The sequence below is a fragment of the Enterobacter sp. MGH 24 genome (assembly GCF_000493015.1).
Taxonomy (GTDB): domain Bacteria; phylum Pseudomonadota; class Gammaproteobacteria; order Enterobacterales; family Enterobacteriaceae; genus Enterobacter.
Window position 1 is genome coordinate 1,081,134 of the sequence record NZ_KI535657.1, and the last position, 16,940, is coordinate 1,098,073.

10 protein-coding genes are annotated in these 16,940 nt (G+C 57.7%); 2 read left to right on the forward strand and 8 right to left on the reverse strand.

Features of this window, described 5'->3' with window-relative positions; all coding sequences use genetic code 11:
* Positions 1 to 106 precede the first annotated feature (106 nt).
* Entirely contained in the window at positions 107 to 2,185 is a 2,079-nt protein-coding gene (gene malQ / locus L370_RS16585) for a 4-alpha-glucanotransferase (RefSeq protein WP_023333719.1), read from the reverse strand.
* Between the two features lie 9 nt (positions 2,186 to 2,194).
* Positions 2,195 to 4,588: a maltodextrin phosphorylase gene (gene malP, locus L370_RS16580; RefSeq protein WP_023333720.1), complete on the reverse strand. Its 2,394-nt coding sequence runs from the start codon at positions 4,586 to 4,588 to the stop codon at positions 2,195 to 2,197.
* A 586-nt stretch (positions 4,589 to 5,174) separates the two neighbouring features.
* Here malP and malT point away from each other — a divergent pair.
* Complete coding sequence (gene malT / locus L370_RS16575) at positions 5,175 to 7,880, forward strand: HTH-type transcriptional regulator MalT (RefSeq protein ID WP_023333721.1); 2,706 nt, start codon at positions 5,175 to 5,177, stop codon at positions 7,878 to 7,880.
* Positions 7,881 to 7,963: 83 nt separating this feature from the next.
* Here malT and L370_RS16570 read toward each other — a convergent pair whose 3' ends face one another.
* Genes L370_RS16570 through glpE form a run of 3 tightly spaced genes read right to left on the reverse strand, consistent with a single transcriptional unit; the run spans position 7,964 to position 9,949 of the window.
* Positions 7,964 to 8,722 carry a DeoR/GlpR family transcriptional regulator gene (locus tag L370_RS16570; RefSeq protein WP_008503060.1) on the reverse strand — a complete coding sequence of 253 codons (759 nt, stop codon included), beginning with the start codon at positions 8,720 to 8,722 and terminating at the stop codon, positions 7,964 to 7,966.
* Positions 8,723 to 8,738: 16 nt separating this feature from the next.
* Complete coding sequence (gene glpG / locus L370_RS16565; protein WP_023309506.1) at positions 8,739 to 9,569, reverse strand: rhomboid family intramembrane serine protease GlpG; 831 nt, start codon at positions 9,567 to 9,569, stop codon at positions 8,739 to 8,741.
* Between the two features lie 47 nt (positions 9,570 to 9,616).
* A complete protein-coding gene (gene glpE, locus L370_RS16560) occupies positions 9,617 to 9,949 on the reverse strand; it encodes a thiosulfate sulfurtransferase GlpE (protein ID WP_006177908.1) in 333 nt (110 codons plus the stop codon).
* 188 nt (positions 9,950 to 10,137) lie between these two features.
* On the opposite strand from glpE, the gene glpD reads away from it, so the two are divergent.
* Positions 10,138 to 11,646: a glycerol-3-phosphate dehydrogenase gene (gene glpD / locus L370_RS16555; protein WP_023333722.1), complete on the forward strand. Its 1,509-nt coding sequence runs from the start codon at positions 10,138 to 10,140 to the stop codon at positions 11,644 to 11,646.
* Between the two features lie 88 nt (positions 11,647 to 11,734).
* Here the strand turns inward: glpD and glgP are convergent, their stop codons facing one another.
* Genes glgP through glgC form a run of 3 tightly spaced genes read right to left on the reverse strand, consistent with a single transcriptional unit; the run spans position 11,735 to position 16,929 of the window.
* Positions 11,735 to 14,182, reverse strand: coding sequence for a glycogen phosphorylase (gene glgP, locus L370_RS16550; RefSeq protein WP_023333723.1), 2,448 nt, complete (start codon positions 14,180 to 14,182; stop codon positions 11,735 to 11,737).
* Between the two features lie 18 nt (positions 14,183 to 14,200).
* On the reverse strand, positions 14,201 to 15,634 hold the full coding sequence (glgA, locus tag L370_RS16545; protein ID WP_023309509.1) for a glycogen synthase GlgA: 1,434 nt from the start codon (positions 15,632 to 15,634) through the stop codon (positions 14,201 to 14,203).
* Positions 15,634 to 16,929 carry a glucose-1-phosphate adenylyltransferase gene (glgC, locus tag L370_RS16540; RefSeq protein WP_023333724.1) on the reverse strand — a complete coding sequence of 432 codons (1,296 nt, stop codon included), beginning with the start codon at positions 16,927 to 16,929 and terminating at the stop codon, positions 15,634 to 15,636. Before glgC ends, glgA begins: the two co-directional genes overlap by 1 nt.
* Positions 16,930 to 16,940 lie beyond the last annotated feature (11 nt).

The window sequence follows — 16,940 nt, forward strand, 5'->3', positions numbered from 1 at the left end:
TAAGTCGGGTGGCGGCTACGCCTTACCCGACCTACTCGCTCAATGTAGGCCCGGTAAGCGTAGCGCCACCGGGCAATAAAAAACCCGCCACTGGCGGGTTTTTTTATCACTTCTTCGCAGCTGCTTTTCGCCGCTTGTCCAAATCCTTAATCAGCCTGTTCACCCCGTCATCGGCAAACATCTTCTCAAGCGTTGTGGAGAGCTTGCGACGCCAGTTCTTGTACTGATAGCTGGTACCCGGGATGTTCACCGGTTCCGCCATATCAATCCAGTCTTCCGGCTGCAGGCCCAGCAGGGCGCTGTTGCTGTCGGCAATATAGCGCTGCAAACCACGATTGAGGGTAGCGGTCATCGACATCAATGACGCCTTATGTCCGGCGCGTTTCGGCAGACAGCCCTGCTTGTGCAGCGCATCCAGCAGCCCCTGTTTCGAGAGCTCGCGATCCTGATACAGGCCGCGCAAAACCTCTTCATCAGGATACAGGCCCAGCGTTTTGCCGAGCGTCAGATCGCCGCTTTCCCAATAGCCACGAAGCGTAGGAAGGTCATGCGTCGTCGCGACTGCCATTGACTGTTCAGGGTACGCTTTCGGCGCGCGGAAGGTTTTCTCATGGTCGTTTTCAAAATAGAGCACTTTATAGGAGTAGACGCCGCTGTCGCGGAGTTTGCTGACAATTTCCACCGGCACGGTACCGAGATCTTCACCGATCACCATGCACTGGTGACGCTTACTTTCCAGCGCCAGGATCGACAGCAGATCGTCAACCGGGTACTGCACGTACGCCCCGTGGTCGGCCGTTTCACCGTACGGGATCCACCACAGGCGCAGCACGGACATCACGTGGTCGATACGCAGCGCCCCGCAGTTCTGCATGTTCGCGCGCAGCAGGTCGATAAACGGCTCGTAGGCGCGCGCCGCCATGACGTGCGGATCCATCGGCGGCAAACCCCAGTTCTGCCCGAGCGGGCCAAGAATATCCGGTGGTGCACCCACGGAGGCTTTCAGACAGTAAAGTTCACGGTCACACCAGGTTTCCGCGCCGCCTTCTGCCACGCCCACGGCCAGGTCACGATACAGGCCGATCGGCATCTTATAGCCCTGGCTCACCTGCCAGCAGGCAGCAAACTGGCTGTACGCCAGCCACTGCAGCCACAGGTAGAAGTCCACCTCGTCGGCATGATTTTTACAGAACGCTTTGACCTCCGGCGTGTCGACGGACTGATACGCTTCCGGCCAGACCGGCCAGCCCCAGCGCATTTCATCCTCTTTCACCTGATACGCGTGCAGCGCATCAAACGCCGCCTGCCAGTACAGGCTCTCGCCCTCCTGCGTCACAAACTGGCGGAACGCGGCCATCTGCTCGTCGTCACGCTGCGAAAAGCCTTTCCACGCCAGACGCAGCGCGGCCATTTTCAGCGCCGTGACGGTGGAATAGTCCACCCAGTCCGCGTCGCGCGCCTGCTTCAGTGCCTGCTGCGTGGTGCTGAGTTTCCACCACGCCTGCGCCTCTTTGCTGCTTTTGAAGTCATCTAACGCGTTAACGTCGATATAAATCACGTTCAGCCAGCGGCGGGACGACGGGCTATACGGGCTGGCGCTCTCCGGGTTGGCCGGATAGAGCGCGTGGATCGGGTTGAGGCCGATGAACGCGCCGCCGCGCTCGCCCACGGATGCCAGCATCTTTTTCAGATCGCCAAAATCACCGATGCCCCAGTTGCTGTCGGAACGCAGCGTGTAGAGCTGCACGCAGGCGCCCCACAGCTTTTTGCCTTCGAGCAACGCCTGCGGTTCGTAGCAGCGTTTTGGCGCGACGATCACCCGGCAGTGGAAGCGCCGCTCGTCCTGGGTGAGCGTGAGGGTGTGGTAGCCCTCCGGCAGCTTCGCCGGAAGGTTTAACATTTTGCCGCCGGTGGCGTGGCCTTTGTACTGATGCCCCTCTTCGGTGGTAAGCAGCCAGCTAAACTCGCCGCGCCCCTCCACCGCCAGCGGCATCTTTTTGCCAGCGGTGAATACCTTCACGTTCGGCACCGGCGCAACCGACGCTTTCGCGTCGGCTTTGTGCATGGCATCCAGCAAACGTCTTTTGGTATCGGCGCCAATAGACTGCGGTTTGCCGTGAGCATTAATGTAACTGAGGCTGATCCCCGCCGCCTGCGCGGCGCTGTCCAGACGTTTACTCTCCATCGCGCTTCCTTAGCGTTTTGCCTGCCAGATACGGGCCTGATAATCACGGATTGAACGGTCAGAGCTGAACATACCGCAGCGGGCGGTGTTCAGAATGCACGCGCGGGTCCACGCTTCCTGGTCGCGATAGAGCACGTCGACCTGTTTTTGCGCTTCGACATAGGCCGTGAAGTCCGCCATCACCAGATACGGGTCACCGCCGTGTTTGTCCATGCTGTGCAGCATCTGGTCAAACGCGTGCTTGTCGCCGTCGCTGTATTTGCCGCTTTCCAGCTCCTTCAGCACCGCGTCAAGCACTTTGTCTTTCTTACGCCATTTCACCGGGTCATAGCCTTTGGCTTTGATGGCTTTCACCTCTTCCACGGTATGGCCAAAGATAAAGATGTTCTCTTCACCCACCTTCTCGGCGATTTCGACGTTTGCCCCGTCGAGCGTACCGACGGTCAGCGCGCCGTTCAGCGCCAGCTTCATGTTGCCGGTACCGGACGCTTCTTTCCCTGCGGTTGAGATCTGCTCGGAGATATCCGCCGCCGGGATCAGCATTTCAGCCGCCGAGACGCAGTAATCCGGCAGGAACACGACCTTTAGCTTGTCGCCCACTTTCGGATCGCTGTTGATCGCCGCCGCCACTTTATTGATGGCGAGGATAATGTTTTTCGCCAGGTAGTAGCCCGGCGCCGCTTTCGCACCGAACAGGAACACGCGCGGCACGCGGTCGGCCTGCGGGTTCTCGCGGATCTCTTTGTACAGCGCCAGAATGTGCAGCAGGTTCAGGTGCTGACGTTTGTACTCGTGCAGACGTTTGATCTGGATATCGAAAATAGCATTCGGGTTGATCTCAATCCCGGTACGCATTTTCACGAACTCCGCCAGGCGAACCTTGTTCTCCAGCTTGATCGCGCGGTACTGCTCGCGGAACTTCGCGTCGTCGGCGTATTTTTCCAGGTTGATGAGCTGGTCCAGATCGTTGGCCCACTCTTTCTTTAGGGTTTTATCCAGCAGGCCAGCCAGCAGCGGGTTGCACTGCTTGATCCAGCGACGCGGCGTGATGCCGTTGGTCACGTTGTGGAATTTGGTCGGCCACAGCTGGTGGTATTCCGGGAACAGATCTTTGACCACCAGGTCCGAGTGCAGCGCCGCCACGCCGTTAACGGCAAAGCCGCTGACCACGCACATGTTCGCCATGCGCACCTGCTTATCGTGCACCACCGCCAGCTTCGCCCAGACCGCTTTGTTGCCCGGCCAGGTTTTATCCACGAGCTTTTTAAACTGGTCGTTAATCTTGTTGATGATCTGCATATGACGCGGCAGCAGCGTTTTCACCAGCTTCTCATCCCAGCACTCCAGCGCTTCCGGCATCAGGGTGTGGTTGGTGTAGGCAAAGGTACGGCTGGTGATGGCCCAGGCGTCGTCCCAGCTCAGCTGATGCTCGTCGATCAGCACGCGCAGCAGTTCCGGGATGGCAATGGTCGGGTGCGTGTCGTTGAGCTGAATCACTTCGAAGTCCGGCAGCTGCGCCAGCTTGCGGCCCGCCAGGTGATGGCGACGCAGAATGTCCGCCACGGAGCAGGCGCACTGGAAGTACTGCTGCATCAGGCGCAGCTTTTTACCCGCCAGGTGGTTGTCGTTCGGGTAGAGGACTTTGGTCAGCTTCTCGGCGTCGATACCCTGCTGCTCGGCGCGCAGGAAATCGCCGTCGTTAAATTTGGTCAGGTTAAACGGATGCGCGTGCTTCGCCTGCCACAGACGCAGCGGCTGCGCCACGCCGTTACGGTAGCCGAGCACCGGCAGATCCCAGGCTTCACCGGTAAGGGTGAACGCCGGTTCCCAGAGCCCCTGCTTTGTGACTTTCCCGCCAATGCTTACCTGCACGTCCAGCTGCGCATTGTGGCGGAACCACGGGTAGGTATTGCGATGCCAGTCGTCCGGCGCTTCCATCTGATGTCCATCGGCAAACGACTGACGGAACAGGCCGTACTGGTAGTTCAGGCCATAGCCAATCGCCGACTGGCCGACGGTCGCCATAGAGTCCAGGAAACAGGCCGCCAGACGTCCCAGGCCGCCGTTGCCGAGCGCCGGGTCAATCTCTTCTTCCAGCAGGTCGGTCAGGTTGATGTCGTGCTCTTTCAGCACGTCCCCTACCTCCTGATACCAGCCGAGGTTCAACAGGTTGTTGCCCGTCAGACGGCCAATCAGGAATTCCATTGAAATGTAGTTTACATGACGCTGGTTCTTCACCGGCTTTGCCAAAGGCTGAGCATCCAGCTGTTCTGCGAGCGCACCGCTCACTGCCTGCCACCACTGGTGAGGCGTCATTTCGTTTGCAGCATGAAGGCCAAAACGCTGCCACTGACGCGTCAGGGCAGCCTGGAATTGAGCTTTGTTGAAGGTAGGCTGTGACATAGGGGATCGGCATCCTTTAGAAAGAAAACACAAGTTGGCGCTAGTGTGCCTGGCTCATTTCCCCTCTTCCTCCTCCCGTGGGGGATTAGACAGGGAGGAGTAGCGGGGATGAGCAGAAAAGTGTGATCAAGGCCACTCTCAGAGCATAGTTCGAGTGTGCCCTGAAGATAAAAAAGTAACCATCGAGAATGTCAAAGAAATGAAATGCGGTTTCGGGTGAAATTAAAACCCGCTGAAATGATTACTTACGTAGAATAATATTTCTGCAATCGGATAATAACTAAGGAGATTATTAATCTCCCTTAACTTTACCCAGACTTTATTAAATTTGACGTCACTATCCCTTTCTGAAACCAGTTTCAGCGCAGCCGCAGCACAGCCATACAAGCCAGCATTGACGCGGCGTCAACGCCCTTTTCACAAAGTTCCATCATCTGTCTGAATGTTTTGTGACAGAGTGCAAATTCAGAGCCACCAAATCCAGACATAACTTGCAATAGTTCTCTTTCTGGCCGACTTTATATCGTATTAATTACGAAGCGCAAAAAAAATAAAAACTCTCGTTCCCCACAGTGAAGTGAAACCTATGTTGATTCCGTCTAAATTAAGTCGCCCGGTTCGTCTTGACCATACAGTGGTCCGCGAGCGTCTGTTGGCTAAACTTTCCGGCGCGCATAATTTCCGACTGGCGCTGGTTACGAGCCCTGCAGGCTATGGAAAAACAACGCTCATTTCGCAATGGGCCGCGGGTAAAAGCGATCTCGGCTGGTACTCACTCGACGAGGGCGATAACCAGCAAGAGCGTTTTGCCAGCTATCTGATTGCCGCCATACAGCAAGCAACCCATGGACACTGCGTCGCCAGTGAGGTGATGGTGCAAAAGCGCCAGTACGCCAGCCTGTCCTCCCTTTTCTCGCAGCTGTTTATCGAACTGGCCGAATGGCATCGCCCGCTTTACGTGGTGATTGATGATTACCATCTCATCACTAACCCGGTGATTCATGAGTCGATGCGTTTCTTCCTGCGCCATCAGCCGGAAAACCTGACCTTAGTCGTGCTGTCACGCAACCTGCCGCAGCTGGGTATTGCCAACCTGCGCGTGCGCGATCAGCTTCTGGAAGTGGGGAGCCAGCAGCTGGCCTTTACCCACCAGGAAGCGAAACAGTTCTTTGACTGCCGCCTGACATCACCTATTGAGGCCGCCGAAAGCAGCCGTCTGTGTGATGACGTTGCCGGCTGGGCCACGGCGCTGCAGCTCATCGCGCTCTCTGCCCGACAAAACAACAGTCCGGCGCATCAGTCTGCGCGGCGTCTGGCGGGCATCAACGCCAGCCACCTTTCTGACTACCTCGTGGATGAGGTTCTGAACAGCGTCGAGCCCTCGACGCGTAATTTCCTGCTGAAAAGCTCCCTGCTGCGTTCCATGAACGATGCGCTCATCGTGCGCGTGACGGGCTGTGAAAACGGTCAGCTACAGCTCGAAGAGATTGAACGTCAGGGCCTTTTCCTGACGCGCATGGACGATCCGGGCGAGTGGTTTAGCTATCACCCTCTGTTTGGTAGCTTCCTGCGCCAGCGCTGTCAGTGGGAACTGGCGGTTGAACTTCCGGATATCCACCGCGCCGCTGCCGAAAGCTGGATGGCACAAGGCTTCCCGAGCGAAGCCATCCACCACGCGCTGGCCGCCGGTGATGCCAGCATGCTGCGCGATATCCTCCTCAATCACGCGTGGGGCCTGTTTAACCACAGCGAGCTGACGCTGCTGGAAGAGTCTCTCAAAGCCCTGCCGTGGGAAAGCCTGCTCGAGAACCCGCGTCTGGTGCTGCTGCAGGCCTGGCTGATGCAGAGCCAGCACCGCTACAGCGAAGTGAACACCCTGCTGGCGCGCGCCGAGCAGGAGATGGAAAGCGAAATGGATACCACCCTGCACGGCGAGTTCAACGCGCTGCGTGCGCAGGTGGCGATTAACGACGGTGACCCGGAGGAAGCCGAACGGCTGGCGATGGTCGCGCTGGATGAGCTGCCGCTGGCTAACTTCTACAGCCGCATCGTGGCGACCTCAGTACACGGCGAAGTGCTGCACTGCAAGGGCGACCTCACGCGTTCGCTTTCACTGATGCAGCAAACCGAACAGATGGCGCGTCGTCATGATGTCTGGCATTACGCGCTGTGGAGCCTGATCCAACAGAGCGAGATTTTATTCGCGCAGGGGTTCCTGCAGGCCGCCTGGGAAAATCAGGAAAAAGCGTTCCAGCTGATTCGTGAACAGCACCTGGAACAGCTGCCGATGCACGAGTTTCTGTTGCGTATTCGCGCCCAGCTGCTGTGGGCATGGTCGCGTCTGGATGAAGCGGAAAGCTGCGCCCGCCAGGGTGTGGATGTCCTTTCCAGCTTCCAGCCTCAGCAGCAGCTGCAGTGTCTGGCGCTGCTGGTGCAGTGCTCGCTGGCGCGCGGCGATCTCGATAACGCCCGCAACCATCTTAACCGCCTGGAGAACCTGCTCGGCAACGGTCAGTATCATAGCGACTGGGTCTCTAACGCCGATAAGGTCCGGGTGATTTACTGGCAGATGACCGGCGATAAAAAATCCGCCGCCAACTGGCTGCGTCAGACGCCAAAACCGGAATTTGCTAACAACCACTTCCTGCAGAGCCAGTGGCGCAACATTGCCCGCGCGCAGATCCTGCTCGGTGAAGTAGAGCCCGCAGAGATTGTGCTGGAGGAGCTGAACGAGAACGCGCGCAGCCTGCGTCTGATGAGCGACCTGAACCGCAACCTGCTGCTGCTGAACCAGCTCTACTGGCAGGCGGGTCGTAAAAACGATGCCCAGCGCGTGCTGCTGGAAGCGCTGCAGCTGGCTAACCGCACCGGGTTTATCAGCCACTTTGTGATTGAAGGTGAAGTGATGGCGCAGCAGCTGCGTCAGCTTATTCAGCTCAACACGCTGCCGGAGCTGGATCAGCATCGCGCCCAGCGTATTCTGCGTGAGATTAACCAGCACCATCGGCATAAGTTCGCACATTTTGATGAGAACTTCGTTGAACGTCTGCTTAACCACCCGGAAGTGCCGGAGCTTATCCGCACCAGCCCGCTGACCCAGCGTGAGTGGCAGGTTCTGGGGCTGATCTATTCAGGCTACAGCAACGAGCAGATTGCCGGCGAGCTGGCGGTGGCAGCAACCACCATCAAAACGCATATCCGCAATCTGTATCAGAAGCTGGGTGTGGCGCATCGCCAGGATGCGGTACAGCATGCGCAGCAGCTGTTGAAGATGATGGGATACGGAGTGTAATTCATTGCCCGGCGGCGCTACGCTTGCACGGGCCTACGGGTTTTGTAGGTCGGGTAAGCGCAGCGCCAACCGACACACTTCTCCTAGCACAATTCCAGCTGCAAATTATTATCCTTAATCACCTGCATCACGCCCGCCGGCGGCATCACGTCGGTATAGACCGCATCCACCATGCTGATGCTGCCCATGTTCACCATCGCGTTACGGCCAAACTTCGAATGATCCACCACCAGCATCACGTGGCGTGAGTTTTCAATAATCGCGCGCTTGGTGCGCACCTCGTGATAATCGAACTCCAGCAGCGAGCCGTCGCTGTCGATGCCGCTAATCCCCAGAATGCCGAAGTCGAGGCGGAACTGAGAGATAAAATCGAGGGTCGCTTCGCCGATAATCCCGCCGTCGCGGCTGCGCAGTTCGCCACCCGCGAGGATGATGCGGAAATCGTCTTTCTGCATCAGGGTATTGGCCACGTTCAGGTTGTTGGTGACCACGCGCAGGTTCTCGTGATCCAGCAGCGCATGGGCGACCGCTTCCGGCGTGGTGCCGATATCAATAAACAACGTCGCCCCGTTCGGGATTTGGCTGGCGACCTTGCGGGCAATACGCTCTTTCTCTGCCGTCTGCGTGGCTTTACGATCGTGCCAGGAGGTATTGACTGAACTGGACGGCAGCGCCGCCCCGCCGTGATGGCGAAGAATGCGGTTCTGGTCGGCCAGGTCGTTCAGGTCACGACGGATGGTTTGTGGGCTGACGGCAAACTGCTCCACCAGCTCTTCGGTGCTGACGTATCCCTGTTTTTTTACCAGTTCGATAATAGCGTCATGACGTTGTGTTTGTTTCATCAATTATCCCTGAGAATTATGTTCGTTTTCGCGCATGGAGCGTGTCGGCAAACGCCATCGCCAGCCCCACGGCCAGCCCGGCGACGTGTGCACCGTTGGCGATAGACATACCAAACAGATCAAACCATCCGGCAATTAGCCATATTAACGCAAAGGTTATTAATCCGCGTTGCAGATAGATGCCGCTTTCCGGATCGCGCTCCCCGCGAAGCCAGACATAGCCCATCAGGGCATACACGACGCCCGACAGCCCGCCGAACCACGGTCCGCTAAACTTGTGCTGCACATAACCGCTCAGCAGGGCGCTGATCAGGGTGATAACAATCAGCTTGCCGCTGCCCAGACGCTTTTCAACGGCACCGCCGAGATACCACCACCAGAGCAGGTTAAAGAGGATATGCATCACCGAGAAGTGCATCAGCGCGTGGCTAAAGTAGCGCCAGACGTCAAACTCAAGAGACGGGTCATAGGGCCAGGCCAGGGCAATCATCACGCTCTGGTCGCCCACCACGTTCATAATAATGAAGACGATAATGCAGGCCGCCATCAGCAGCAGCGTAAACGGGCCCGCGCGTTCGCGGATGGTGGCAAGGAAGGGAAAACGGCTGTAATGCAATCCGCTGTCGGTCTGCCCGGACTGCCAGCTGGCCGCCAGATAGCGCGGGTCGCCGGGATTCTCAAGAAAACGCGCCAGCTCTTCGTTTACGCGCGCGGCCTGGCTCTCGTCGGCCAGCCAGACGTCGGTCTGGTTATGTTGCTGAATGGTCAGAATAACGCCCTGCGTCGCCATATAGTCGACAAACGCCTGGGCGACGCGCGGGTTGGTAAAAGAGGTGATCATCAACATGAGCAGCGGTCGCTTATTTCCACACAAAAGGGGACAGTATAGCGGGATCAGCGCTCAAAAGCGTATTCCACTTCTGCCGGGAAATGACGATGCCAGGCGTCGAAGCCGCCGTCGACGCTGTACACCGCGTCGTAGCCCTGCTGAAGCAGATACTGCGCCGCGCCTTTGCTGCTGTTGCCGTGGTAGCACATGACCATGACCGGCGTCTCGAAGTCGTTATCGCGCATAAACGCGCCCAGCGTGTCGTTCGTGAGATGGAACGCGCCCGGCGTATGGCCCATCGCAAAACTCTGCGGATCGCGGATGTCCACCAGCACCGCTTTTCCCTGGTGCATCTTCTGGTGGGCTTCTTCTACGTTAATACATTCAAACTGATCCATGGTGTTCTCTTTACTGTGGTCAACGACAAGATTTTACCCCGTAGTGTACGTCCTGGCGGCGGGTAAACGCCATTATGTTATCCATATCACTCTAAATTGTTTTTTTGATGTTACCAAAAGCGCGTTCCTTTGCTATTATGAGCGATATCGAACATTTCTGAGCTTTAACGAAAGTGCATGAGGGTGTTATGGAAACCAAAGATCTGATTGTGATAGGCGGTGGCATCAACGGTGCCGGTATTGCGGTTGATGCCGCAGGACGCGGTTTATCCGTACTGATGCTGGAAGCTAACGATCTCGCCTGCGCGACGTCGTCCGCCAGCTCCAAACTGATTCACGGTGGCCTGCGCTACCTGGAACACTACGAATTCCGCCTGGTCAGCGAAGCGCTGGCCGAACGCGAAGTGCTGCTGAAAATGGCCCCGCATCTGGCGATTCCGATGCGCTTCCGCCTGCCCCATCGCCCGCATCTGCGTCCGGCGTGGATGATCCGAATTGGTCTGTTTATGTACGATCATCTGGGTAAACGCACCAGCCTGCCGGGTTCGAAAGGTTTGCGTTTTGGCTCAGAATCGGTCCTTAAGCCTGAAATCGTGCGCGGTTTCGAATATTCCGACTGCTGGGTGGACGATGCGCGTCTGGTGCTGGCGAATGCCCAGATGGTCGAGAAGAAAGGCGGCGAGGTGAAAACCCGTACCCGCGCGACCGCTGCGCGCCGTGAAAACGGCCTGTGGATTGTGGAAGCGGAAGACATCGATACCGGCGAGAAATTCAGCTGGAAAGCGCGCGGCCTGGTGAACGCTACCGGCCCATGGGTGAAGCAGTTCTTCGATGACGGCATGCATCTGCCTTCCCCGTACGGTATTCGCCTGATCAAGGGCAGCCACATTGTGGTGCCGCGCGTGCATACGCAGAAGCAGGCCTACATTCTGCAAAACGAAGATAAACGCATCGTGTTTGTGATCCCGTGGATGGACGAATTCTCGATCATCGGTACCACCGACGTGGAGTACAAAGGCGATCCGAAGAACGTCGAGATCGACGAAAGCGAAGTGAACTATCTGCTCAAAGTGTATAACGCGCACTTTAAGAAACAGCTGTCACGCGATGACGTGGTCTGGACCTACTCCGGCGTGCGTCCGCTGTGCGATGACGAGTCTGACTCGCCGCAGGCGATTACCCGCGACTATACGCTCGATATTCACGACGTTGACGGTCAGGCGCCGCTGCTTTCCGTGTTTGGCGGCAAGCTGACCACCTACCGCAAGCTGGCCGAGCACGCGCTGGAAAAACTGGCGCCGTACTATAAAGGCATTGGCCCGGCATGGACCAAAGGCGCGGTACTGCCCGGCGGTGATATCGGCGACAACCGCGATGATTACGCCGCGAAGCTGCGCCGTCGCTTCCCGTTCATCACCGAAGGGATGGCGCGCCACTATGCCCGAACCTACGGCAGCAATACCGAGCTGTTCCTGGCCGATGCGAAGGACATTGCGGATCTGGGCGAGCATTTTGGTCACGAGCTGTACGAAGCCGAGCTGCGCTATCTGGTTGAGCACGAGTGGGTTCGTCGTCTGGATGATGCTATCTGGCGTCGTACCAAAGAAGGGATGTGGCTCAACGCCGAGCAGCAATCTCGCGTGGCGCAGTGGTTGCTGCAAAATGCGGGAAAGCGTGAATTGTCACTCGCGTCGTAATTAGAAAAAAAGCCCGGTGGCGCTGCGCTTACCGGGCCTACGGGATCGAGTAGGCCGGGTAAGGCGAAGCCGCCACCCGGCTTTGTTTTTACAACCTCACCGGATCAATATGCCAGATCGTCTCGGCATATTCCTTGATGGTCCTGTCGGACGAGAAATAGCCCATATTGGCGATGTTATACATCGCGGCGCTGGTCCACTTCTCCTGCTGACGATACAGTTCGTCCACCTTATCCTGACAGTCCACGTAGCTGCGATAATCCGCCAGCACCTGGTAGTGATCGCCAAAGTTAATCAGCGAATCCACCAGGTCGCGATAGCGGCTCGGCTCATCAGGGCTAAACACGCCGGTCGCGATCTGCGTCAGCACCTGGCGTAGCTCTTCATCCTCTTCGTAATATTGACGTGGCGAGTAGCCTTTCCTGCGCAGCGCCTCCACCTCTTCCGTCGTATTACCGAAGATAAAGATATTTTCTTCGCCCACGTGCTCCAGCATCTCGACATTCGCCCCGTCCAGCGTACCAATGGTCAGCGCGCCGTTAAGGGCAAACTTCATGTTACTGGTGCCGGATGCTTCCGTGCCCGCCGTGGAAATCTGCTCAGAGAGATCCGCCGCCGGGATGATCAGCTGCGCCAGGCTGACGCTGTAGTTCGGAATGAACACCACCTTCAGCTTGTCGCCAATCTCCGGATCCTGGTTAACCACCTTCGCCACATCGTTGATGAGATGAATGATGTGCTTCGCCATGTAGTAGGCGGAAGCCGCCTTACCGGCGAAAATCTTCACGCGCGGCACCCATTCGGCCGTTGGATCGGCCTTGATGCGGTTGTAATGGGTGATCACGTGCAGCACGTTCATCAGCTGACGCTTGTATTCGTGGATGCGTTTGATCTGCACGTCGAACAGCGCTTTCGGGTTTGCCACCACGTTGAGATGCATCGCCAGCCAGACCGCCAGACGCTTTTTGTTCAGCAGCTTGGCTTCGCGCACGGCTTTGTTCACCGTCGGGAAATCAATATGCTGTTCCAGCTCGCTCAGCTGGCTCAAATCGGTCCGCCAGGTACGGCCGATATTCTCGTCCAGCACCTCAGAGAGCGGCTGGTTGGCCAGCGCCAGCCAGCGGCGCGGCGTGACGCCGTTGGTCACGTTGCAGAACCGCGTCGGGAAGATCTTCGCGAAGTCCGCAAACAGCGACTGCACCATCAGGTTCGAGTGGAGCTCGGACACGCCGTTGACCTTGTGGCTGATGACCACCGCCAGCCAGGCCATGCGCACGCGGCGACCGTTCGATTCATCAATGATGGACGCGCGGCTCAGCAGCCCGGTATCGTTCGGGTACTGCTCCTGCAGCGTCTTAAGGAAGTAGTCGTTAATCTCAAAGATAATCTGCAGATGGCGCGGCAGGATTTTGCCGAGCATGTCCACCGGCCACGTTTCCAGCGCTTCACTCATCAGCGTGTGGTTGGTGTAGGAGAACACCTGACAGGTCACTTCAAACGCGTCATCCCAGCTGAACTTATGCTCGTCGATCAGCAGGCGCATCAGCTCCGGAATGGAAAGCACCGGGTGGGTGTCGTTAAGGTGAATCGCGGTTTTCTCCGCCAGGTTGGCGTAGGTTTTGTGCAGCTGATGGTGGCGGCTGAGGATATCCTGAATCGTCGAGGAGACGAGGAAATACTCCTGTCGCAGGCGCAGCTCGCGGCCGGAGTAGGTCGAGTCATCCGGGTAGAGCACGCGGGACACGTTCTCGGAGTGGTTTTTATCTTCCACCGCCGCAAAGTAGTCACCCTGGTTGAATTTACCGAGGTTGATTTCGCTACTGGCCTGGGCACTCCACAGGCGCAGCGTGTTGGTAGCATCGGTGTCATAGCCGGGGATAATCTGGTCGTAGGCCACGGCCAGGATCTCTTCCGTTTCTACCCAGCGGGATTTTTTGCCTTCCTGCTGGATACGCCCGCCAAAGCGCACCTTGTAGCGCGTATTGTGGCGCTTGAACTCCCACGGGTTGCCGTACTCCAGCCAGTAGTCCGGCGACTCTTTCTGGCGCCCGTCGACGATGTTCTGTTTGAACATACCGTAGTCGTAGCGAATACCGTAGCCGCGGCCCGGCAGCGCCAGCGTTGCCAGCGAGTCGAGGAAGCAGGCGGCGAGACGGCCCAGACCGCCGTTACCGAGGCCCGGGTCGTTCTCTTCATCGATCAGTTCTTCTAAATCTAACCCCATCTCTTCCAGTGCGGTTTTGACGTCGTCATAAATACCGAGCGACAGCAGCGCGTTGGACAGCGTGCGGCCAATCAAAAATTCCATCGACAGGTAGTAAACCTGACGCGTTTCCTGCGAGAGCTGGGCGCGGTTTGAGCGCAGCCAGCGTTCAACTAAGCGGTCACGCACCGCAAACAGGGTGGCGTTCAGCCACTCGTGCTTGTTGGCGATAACCGGATCTTTCCCGATGGTGAACATCAGCTTGTAGGCGATGGAGTGCTTTAACGCCTCAACGCTGAGCGTGGGTGAAGAGTAGCTAAATGGAGCGTTCATATCAGTAACTTCGCCTCGTTACATCAAGCGTTGATAGAGATCGCGGTATGACTGCGCCGCGACATGCCAGCTAAAGTCCATGGACATCGCCTGACGCTGAACGTAACGCCAGAGCGATGGACGGGACCACAAGACGAAAGCACGCCGAATCGCCCGAAGCAGCGACCAGGCATTACTGTCCTCAAAGACAAACCCGCTGGCGATACCGTCCGCCAGGTTTTCCAGAGAGCTGTCGGATACGGTATCCGCCAGCCCGCCCGTGCGGCGTACCAGCGGCAGCGTGCCGTATTTCAGGCCGTAAAGCTGCGTCAGGCCGCAGGGTTCGAAACGGCTCGGCACCAGGATGACGTCCGCGCCGCCCATGATGCGGTGCGAGAACGCTTCGTGGTAGCCAATCTGCACGCCCACCTGCCCCGGATGTTCCGCCGCGGCGGCAAGGAAACCTTCCTGCAGCACCGGGTCGCCCGCGCCGAGCAGCGCCAGCTGCCCGCCCTGCTCCAGTAAACCGGGCAGCGCCTCCAGCACCAGATCCAACCCTTTCTGGCTGGTCAGGCGGCTGACCACCGCGAACAGCGGCACTTTATCGTTCACCTTCAGGCCCATCGCAATCTGCAGCTGGCGTTTGTTCTCCGCTTTGTCTTCCACGGAATCACGGCCATAGCGCGCCGCCAGCAGGAGATCGGTTTCCGGGCTCCAGATCTGTTCATCCACGCCGTTCAGAATGCCCGACAGGCGGCCTTCGCGATGGCGCTGCTGCAGCAACCCTTCCATACCGTAGCCAAACTCCGGCTGGGTGATCTCACGGGCGTAGGTTGGGCTCACCGCCGTGATGTGATCGGCATAGTACAGCCCGGCTTTCAGGAACGAGATCTGCCCGTTAAACTCCAGCCCGTGCATGTTATAGAACGATAATGGCAGATCGATTTCACTCATGTGATGGGCATAGTACATCCCCTGATACGCCAGGTTATGCACGGTAAAGACCGATTTGGCCGGATGGCCGCGCGCCGCGAGATACGCCGGGGCGAGCCCGGCGTGCCAGTCGTGCGCGTGCACCACATCCGGGCGCCAGAACGGATCCAGCCCCGTCGCCATTTCGGCGCCGACCCAGCCGAGCAGCGCAAAGCGCAGCACGTTGTCGGTATAGGCGAACAGGTTCGTATCGTGATACGGGCTGCCCGGTCGGTCGTACAGGTGAGGCGCGTCGATCAGGTAAATCCCTACGCCATTGTAATGTCCAAACAGCAGGGTGATGCGTCCGGCAAACGTTTCACGGCGGGTCACCACTTTTGCATCGGGAATACCACGCCGGATATCCGGAAAGGCGGGCAGCAGGACTCGGGTATCCACGCCTCCGGCGATTTGCGCTGCCGGTAATGCACCCAGAACATCTGCCAGACCGCCCGTTTTTAACAACGGGAACATCTCAGAACATACGTGTAAAACCTGCATCATCGCTCCTGTTTGATCTGCAGCTTCCGCAACATTTCCCGTGTGACTAACACGATCCCCTCTTCCGAACGATAGAAACGACGCGCGTCTTCTTCGGCGTTTTCACCAATCACCATCCCTTCGGGAATGACGCAGGCACGATCGATCACGCAGCGACGCAGACGGCACGAGCGACCTACCCAGACATCAGGCAGTAAGACTGCCGAATCGATATTACAGAATGAATTTATCCGCACGCGCGGGAACAGCACCGACTGCACCACCACCGAACCGGAGATAATGCACCCGCCGGACACCAGCGAGTTCAGCGTCATGCCGTGGCTGCCGGAGCGATCCTGAACAAATTTGGCCGGCGGCAGCGATTCCATATGGGTACGAATCGGCCAGTTCTGGTCGTACATGTCCAGCTCAGGCGTAACCGACGCCAGGTCGAGGTTCGCTTTCCAGTACGCTTCCAGGGTTCCCACATCGCGCCAGTAGGGTTCCGCATTCGGGTCGGACTGCACGCAGGACAGCGGGAAAGGATGTGCATACGCCATGCCAGCTTTCGTGATTTTCGGAATGATGTCTTTCCCGAAGTCGTGGCTGGAGTTTTCGTCTTTGTCGTCCTCTTCCAGCAGTTCATAAAGATAATCTGCATCAAAGACATAAATCCCCATGCTGGCGAGCGATTTGGTGTCATCGCCCGGCATGGTTGGCGGGTTCGCCGGTTTTTCAACAAAGTCGATAATTTTGTCGTCGGCATCCACGTGCATCACGCCAAACGCCGTCGCTTCAGCAACGGGCACAGGCAGACACGCCACGGTGCAGCGCGCCCCTTTTTCGACGTGGTCGATGAGCATGTGGGAGTAATCTTGCTTGTAGATGTGGTCCCCGGCGAGGATCACGATGTATTCCGCGCTGTAGCGACGAATGATATCGAGGTTCTGCGTCACCGCATCCGCCGTCCCGCGGTACCAGTTCTCGCCGTGAACGCGCTGCTGAGCGGGCAGGAGATCGACAAACTCGTTCATCTCTTCGCTGAAGAATGACCAGCCGCGCTGGATATGCTGAACCAGCGTGTGCGACTGATACTGCGTGATGACGCCAATACGGCGAATGCCCGAGTTCAGGCAGTTGGAGAGCGCAAAGTCGATGATGCGGAACTTACCACCAAAGTGAACAGCCGGTTTGGCGCGCTTGATGGTCAAATCTTTCAGACGGGTACCACGCCCACCCGCAAGTATCAGGGCAACCGTTTTTAATGGTAGCTGGCGTGCCAACATTAAGGGATCGTTCTTCTCTAATCTAACCATGACTAACTCCT

Excerpts from the sequence above, each read along its gene's own strand:
- malQ (WP_023333719.1), bottom strand. The coding sequence starts at position 2,185 with ATGGAGAGTAAACGTCTGGACAGCGCCGCGCAGGCGGCGGGGATCAGC.
- malP (WP_023333720.1), bottom strand. The coding sequence starts at position 4,588 with ATGTCACAGCCTACCTTCAACAAAGCTCAATTCCAGGCTGCCCTGACG.
- malT (WP_023333721.1), top strand. The coding sequence starts at position 5,175 with ATGTTGATTCCGTCTAAATTAAGTCGCCCGGTTCGTCTTGACCATACA.
- L370_RS16570 (WP_008503060.1), bottom strand. The coding sequence starts at position 8,722 with ATGAAACAAACACAACGTCATGACGCTATTATCGAACTGGTAAAAAAA.
- glpG (WP_023309506.1), bottom strand. The coding sequence starts at position 9,569 with ATGTTGATGATCACCTCTTTTACCAACCCGCGCGTCGCCCAGGCGTTT.
- glpE (WP_006177908.1), bottom strand. The coding sequence starts at position 9,949 with ATGGATCAGTTTGAATGTATTAACGTAGAAGAAGCCCACCAGAAGATG.
- glpD (WP_023333722.1), top strand. The coding sequence starts at position 10,138 with ATGGAAACCAAAGATCTGATTGTGATAGGCGGTGGCATCAACGGTGCC.
- glgP (WP_023333723.1), bottom strand. The coding sequence starts at position 14,182 with ATGAACGCTCCATTTAGCTACTCTTCACCCACGCTCAGCGTTGAGGCG.
- glgA (WP_023309509.1), bottom strand. The coding sequence starts at position 15,634 with ATGCAGGTTTTACACGTATGTTCTGAGATGTTCCCGTTGTTAAAAACG.
- glgC (WP_023333724.1), bottom strand. The coding sequence starts at position 16,929 with ATGGTTAGATTAGAGAAGAACGATCCCTTAATGTTGGCACGCCAGCTA.